The following is a 5947-nucleotide window of genomic DNA, read 5'->3' as shown; positions in this document are numbered from 1 at the left end:
ACGTAAGCCTTGGGGATCTCGGCGCCGAGCCGGGTCCCGCGCCCCGCCGCCGCAACAAGCGCGACGACGCGCCGTCCATTGTCGCTGATGGTCTAGTCCTCGTCGTCGAAGCTCAGGTCATCGAGGTCGACGTCATCTTCCGCGTCGAAAGCCCCCTCCGGCTTAGCCACGAGACCTTGCTCCACGTGGCGGGCGATGATGGCCTGGATTTCCTGTTCCATGTTTTGGGCCTTGGCTTCGTCGACAGGCTCGGCGAGCGCGAGCTCACCCACGAGGACCTGGCGGGCCTTGCCCAGCATGCGCTTCTCACCAGCGGAAAGGCCACGACCTTGATCACGGCGCCACAGGTCACGCACAACTTCCGCGACCTTGTTAATGTCGCCCGACGCGAGACGCTCCTGGTTAGCTTTGTAGCGGCGGGACCAGTTACCGGCCTCCTCCACATCCGTCTCGCGCAGCACGGAGAACACCTTGCGTAGCCCCTCCTCGCCGACAACATCGCGTACACCAACGAGCTCCGCATTTTTAATAGGCACGCGCACCGACAGGTCAGACTGAAGAATGTTGAGTACGAGGAAGTCCAGTGTCTCCCCACCCATCTCTCGCTGCTCAATGTCTGCGATCTGAGCCGCACCGTGGTGCGGGTAGACAACTACTTCTCCGACCTTAAAATCCATTCCCTCTCCTACGCGCATGCTTATCGACGACTACACGCCACACGAATAACGCCACGATCTTACCACCGGCCCCAAACCAACACCGGCCCCCATTATGGATACCCCCGGTTGCACCCACACACTGACCGGAAACTGTGAATAGTCGGAGAGAAAAGACTAGGCTTTCACGTTGATACGCCTAAAAATTCCAACCAGGAGGACATCGACGTGAACTCCCTGAAGCCGGTTATCCGCCGCGCAGGTGCCGTCTCCATCGCAGCTGCTTCTGCCGTGCTGCTCACCGCATGCTCTGCAGGCCAGATTACCCAGACCTCATCCCAGGTCGCTGCCGTGAACGGTGCGAGTGTTCAGACTGAGGATGGATCTGTCACCGTCCACGACATCACCCTTGTCTTGGAGGACAACGGTGACGCTGCGTTGAAGTTCACTGCTTCTAACCAGGATTATGACCGCCATGAGCACGCGTTAAAGTCCGCCACCGTTAACGGCAAGCCGGTCACAATGTCCACCCCGGAGCCGATGGCCTACAACTGCTCCATCGTGGGGGACTCCGCTGCTGGTCTGCAGAATATGCCGCAGGCTGAAAACGCGTGCATCGAATACGTGAAGACCTCGGTGGACAATGACAACTTCGCCTACGGCGGCAACGTTCCGGTGACCTTCACGTTTGATTCCGGCACGGTTGAGGCTATGGCTACCGTTGCCGCGCCGACCGCAAAATCCGGCGAGTCTGACCGCCAGCCGGAGCAGAAGCACTAGTTCACTAAAGCTGTGGTGAAGCAGCGCACCGTCCACACCTGCACGGAGTGTGGGTATTCGTCGCCGAAGTGGTTAGGGCGCTGCCCCGAATGTGGTGCGTGGGGCACATTCGAGGAATCAGCAGCTGCTCCGACGAGTACTGTTGGGGCCGCAAAGGCGCGCACCGGCATTAGCTCGAGTGCGCCAAAGGGGTTAGCGCCGGCGTCACCGGCGCAGCCCATCACGAAGGTCAACTCCAGTGCCGCTGGGCGTGTGACGTCGGGGATTTCAGAGCTTGACCGCGTCCTTGGTGGCGGTGTCGTGCCGGGTTCCGTGGTGCTACTGTCGGGCGAACCCGGTGTGGGTAAATCAACGCTGTTGTTGGAAGTGGCTACCCGCTGGGCGGCGACGGGGGATCGCACCGCCTTGTACGTGACGGCGGAAGAATCCGCAGCCCAAGTTCGTGGCCGTGCGGAACGCACTGGCGGCTTAGATGAGAACCTGTATTTGGCATCTGAGTCCAACCTGGATGTTGTGTTCGGCCACGTAGACCAGGTCAAGCCCAGTCTTCTCATCGTGGACTCAGTGCAGACCATGCAGGCCGCCGGCGTCGAAGGCGTAGCTGGCGGTGTTGCGCAATCGCGGGCGGTCACCGCGGCTCTGACCACCCTGGCAAAGACAACTAATTTACCTATTTTGCTCGTCGGGCACGTGACCAAGGACGGCAATGTTGCTGGCCCCCGCGTGCTAGAGCACCTGGTAGACGTCGTCCTCGCTTTTGAAGGCGACCGGCAGACGAGCCTGCGCATGCTGCGCGGAATGAAAAACCGCTTCGGTGCCACAGATGAAGTCGGCTGCTTTGAACAAACCGCAGACGGTATTCGGGAGGTGCCGGACCCGTCGGGGTTATTCCTCTCCCATCGGGGGCAGACACCGGACGGATCAGCGGTGACTGTAGCTATGGACGGTGTGCGCCCCATCCTCGCCGAAGTCCAGTCTTTGACTGTTGACCCGGTGAACAAGTCACCACGCCGCGTGGTTACGGGCCTGGATTACAACCGCGTCCCCATGGTGCTTGCCGTTCTCCAAGCGCGGTGTGGGCAGCGCACTAATGACCAGGATGCGTACGTGGCTACTGTCGGCGGAGTGCGTATCACGGAGACAGGAACGGACCTCGCCGTGGCACTGGCAACATGGTCGAGCCTACACACCACTCCCCTGCCACCAAAGACGGTGGTCATCGGGGAAGTGGGACTCGCCGGCGAAGTGCGTCGCGTGCCCAACCTTGAGCGTCGTCTCACCGAAGCCGCTCGCCTGGGCTATGAAAATGCGATCGTGCCCACAGGCCTGGCAAAAGAAATCCCCGGGATGCGGGTCGTGCAGGTGGGGACGGTGAGGGAGGCGATTAGTGTCGTCGACAAGCAAAATGCGTAGACTTTAGCCATTATGGCTATGCGCGATGTTTTGCTGCGGCTCGCCCCTGGAACGGAACTGCGCGACGGGCTCGAACGCATCAAGCGTGGGCACACCGGCGCGCTGATTGTGCTGGGAGACGGGCCAGAGGTGTCCGCCGTGTGCGACGGCGGCATTGAATTCGATGTCCCTTTCTCTGCGACGTTGTTGCGTGAGCTTTCCAAGATGGACGGCGCCGTCGTGCTGTCAGAGGATTTGACGCGGATCACGCGCGCGAATGTGCAGTTGGTGCCTTCTCCGACGTTCCACACATCAGAGACCGGCACGCGGCACCGCTCCGCTGAACGCACTGCGCTGCACACGGGCGTACCGGTGGTCTCTGTGTCTGGGTCGATGAACATTGTGACGGTGTACGCTTCCGGGAAACGTCACGTCCTTGAGGAGCCCGCCGTGTTGCTCACCCGTGCCCATCAAGCGATTGCCACCGTGGAGCAGTACCGCAGCCGCGTAGACAAGGCGAACCAACGCCTGTTCGTTGCGGAGATGAACCGGTACGCCGCGGTGGAGGATGTGCTGCACCTGCTGCAACGTCAGCTTCTGCTGCAGCGCGCCGCACGCGATGTGGATGATCAGATCGTGGAGCTCGGCACCGACGCGCGCCAGCTGCGCCTCCAACTCACGGAGCTGCGCGGCACGATCTACCACGACATTGCCATGCTCGTGTGCGACTACCTCGTCGCGGAGGTTGCGCCGAGCAATGAGCTTATCGACGCCGCGATTGACTCCCTCGACCACCTCCCCGACCCCGAACTGCTCAACACCGCCACCCTCGCACAGGTGTTGGGCCTGCCAGCGACGGAGGAAAACCTCATGGAATCGGTGACGCCGCGTGGCTACCGGGCTCTGTCGCGTATTCCGCGGGTGCAGAAATCCCTCATCGACTACATCGTTGCCGAATTCGGGGACCTCAACGCCATCCGCGCTGCCGACGCAGAACAGCTGGCAGAGGCGAAGAACGTGTCGCTCTTGTGGGCGCGCCACATCGTAGAGGGGCTGCGGCGCAACGCCTAGCGCTGCGGCTTAGCGGATGTTGAAGGTGACACCCTCCGCGTGGTTGTCGCCCAATGTAGCGGTAACCACATAGGCACCTTCTGGCACGGCCTGGCGGTTCGAGCACTGCCCCGGCGCGGAAGCCAGGCGTGACCAGGTGGCGCGGAAGTTACGGGATTCACCTGCAGCGAAGGTCTGCTTGCCGTTAATCACCGGGTCGTAGCAGTCCGTGTCGCCCCAGACCGGATGGAAGCCATCGCGGGCGATGGAGTAGACCTCGAAGCGCAGTTTTTCATCGTTGGCGTCAATGACGCAGTCAGCGCCCGTCGGGTTCCTCACCTGTACGTTCAGCTCAGGCTGGTCCTGTGGGTCGTTGATGTCAAAGCTAGTCTTGTTGGCCTGGATGGTCAGCTGGAGGTCGCTGAGTTCACAGGTGTTCTTCGCAGCGAGTTCTGCGTCGTCAGGGCGTTCTTGGGTGGCGGTGGGATCGAAGTTTTCGTCCTTCGGCTTCGTTTCGGTGACCGTTGCCTCGGTGGTGTCCTCGGCGGCGCCGGGGTCTGGTTCGGTCGGGGTGGTCACCAGGGTTGTGGGCAACGCGGTGGCACTCGGCTCATTCTCACTCGAGCCAGAGCGTGCGAAAGATGTGAGCGCCCACACCAGCAAGGCCACTACTGCCAGGACGATTACCAGCGCGGCAACGCGTCGGCGAATGTAGATTTCCTCGGGCAGGCGGGCCGAGCGTTCCGCCCCGCGCTCCTCATATGCGTCGCGCGGGGGGCGTGGTGTTCGTGGGGTTCGCGGCTGGTAGGTCACACCGCGATCCTAACCCGCGAAATGCTCCTCGACGACCGTGACGCGGCCATCTTCAAGCCTGTATCTTGCGGCAACAATGCCCAGCGACCCGTCGGCGATTTTTGCCTGCACCGGTGGAATGCGGTGAATCAAGTGTTCAGCGGTCTCCGCTGCGTGGATTTCTTCGACGACGCAACGCTCGTCGTGCCCGTCATTCTTTGCACGAATCACACTGGGGGCGATCTTTTCCACGAAAACACGGGTCAGATCTGATGGCAGGTCCCCTTCCTCAAAGGAGGAGATAGCCGCACCAATCGCGCCACACTCTTCGTGGCTGAGCACCACGATGAGTGATACCCCCAAGGTGGTGACTGCGAACTCCAGTGATCCGGTCACTGCGGCGTCGACGCAGCCCCCGGCGGTGCGGACGACAAAGAGGTCGCCCAATCCGACGTCGAAAAGCATCTCGACGGGCACACGTGAATCTGAGCAGGCCAGCACAGCAGCAAACGGCTCCTGCCCAGAACGTAGCTCTTCCCGGCGCACAGAACCGGTACGTGGGTGAACAGATGCATCAGCGGCGAAACGCTCATTGCCCTCAAGTAGGTGGGCCCAGGCGTCCTTTGGAATAACTCTAAACGGCATGTCACTATTCTTACACATATCGTGATTGATCCCCCCGTTGTCTCCGCCTGGTTTACCGCCCACGCCCGCGATTTGCCGTGGCGTGCGCCGGGAACCAGCCCATGGGGTGTGCTGGTCAGCGAAGTGATGAGCCAGCAAACCCCTGTTTCTCGTGTCGCCCCGCAGTGGGAGGAATGGATGAGGCGGTGGCCAACCCCGGCGGACTTAGCGGTGGCACCCACAGCTGAGGTACTGCGGGCGTGGGGGAGCCTGGGGTATCCGCGGAGGGCGTTGAGGTTGAAGGAGTGTGCGGAGGAGATCCTCGATAAGCATGGTGGCGTTGTGCCGTGTGAGGTGAGTGAGCTTTTGGCGCTGCCGGGTATTGGGGATTACACAGCGCGCGCCGTGGCGGCCTTCGCATTTGCGCAGGCAGTGCCCGTGGTGGATACAAATGTGCGGCGCGTCTATGCGCGGGCTGTGCTGGGGCGACCGCTGGCGAAACCGCAGAAAGCGGAGCTGGAGTGGATCGCCGCCCTGCTACCGGAGGAGGATGCCCACATCTTCTCAGCGGGGCTCATGGAACTCGGCGCGGTCGTGTGCACGGCCACGGCACCGGCGTGCGGGGAGTGCCCCATCGCGGATTCCTGCGCGTG

The 5947-nt window shown here is 61.9% G+C and carries 7 protein-coding genes and 1 pseudogene; 4 read left to right on the top strand and 4 right to left on the bottom strand.

The window, feature by feature from the left end:
* Both F4V54_RS11920 and F4V54_RS09965 read right to left on the bottom strand, forming a co-directional pair.
* Positions 1-89 (bottom strand): annotated as a pseudogene (locus F4V54_RS11920) (2-C-methyl-D-erythritol 4-phosphate cytidylyltransferase); the annotation flags it as partial.
* A gap of 3 nt (positions 90-92) precedes the next feature.
* Positions 93-677 (bottom strand): CarD family transcriptional regulator, encoded by a 585-nt coding sequence (locus F4V54_RS09965; RefSeq protein WP_034662207.1) that lies wholly within the window; start codon positions 675-677, stop codon positions 93-95.
* Between the two features lie 207 nt (positions 678-884).
* On the opposite strand from F4V54_RS09965, the gene F4V54_RS09960 reads away from it, so the two are divergent.
* The 3 genes from F4V54_RS09960 to disA are packed head-to-tail and all read left to right on the top strand — an operon-like array spanning position 885 to position 3899.
* Positions 885-1436, top strand: coding sequence for a hypothetical protein (locus F4V54_RS09960; protein WP_034662204.1), 552 nt, complete (start codon positions 885-887; stop codon positions 1434-1436).
* A gap of 12 nt (positions 1437-1448) precedes the next feature.
* Entirely contained in the window at positions 1449-2849 is a 1401-nt protein-coding gene (gene radA / locus F4V54_RS09955) for a DNA repair protein RadA (protein WP_150387032.1), read from the top strand.
* Positions 2850-2861: 12 nt separating this feature from the next.
* Positions 2862-3899 carry a DNA integrity scanning diadenylate cyclase DisA gene (gene disA, locus F4V54_RS09950; protein ID WP_150387031.1) on the top strand — a complete coding sequence of 346 codons (1038 nt, stop codon included), beginning with the start codon at positions 2862-2864 and terminating at the stop codon, positions 3897-3899.
* A 9-nt stretch (positions 3900-3908) separates the two neighbouring features.
* On the opposite strand, the gene F4V54_RS09945 is transcribed toward disA, so the two are convergent.
* Positions 3909-4691, bottom strand: a complete 783-nt coding sequence (locus F4V54_RS09945) for a hypothetical protein (protein WP_249041285.1) — start codon at positions 4689-4691, stop codon at positions 3909-3911.
* Between the two features lie 9 nt (positions 4692-4700).
* Positions 4701-5315 (bottom strand): carbonic anhydrase, encoded by a 615-nt coding sequence (locus F4V54_RS09940; RefSeq protein WP_034662195.1) that lies wholly within the window; start codon positions 5313-5315, stop codon positions 4701-4703.
* A 24-nt stretch (positions 5316-5339) separates the two neighbouring features.
* Here F4V54_RS09940 and F4V54_RS09935 point away from each other — a divergent pair.
* Positions 5340-5947 (top strand): HhH-GPD family protein (locus F4V54_RS09935; protein ID WP_487246616.1); only part of this gene is annotated, 608 nt, incomplete at its 3' end.

Origin of the sequence: Corynebacterium tuscaniense (genome assembly GCF_008693065.1) — a bacterium.
In the GTDB taxonomy this organism is placed as follows: domain Bacteria; phylum Actinomycetota; class Actinomycetes; order Mycobacteriales; family Mycobacteriaceae; genus Corynebacterium; species Corynebacterium tuscaniense.
The sequence above is the reverse complement of the archived record's forward strand: the minus strand, read 5'-3'. Positions and strand labels throughout refer to the sequence as shown.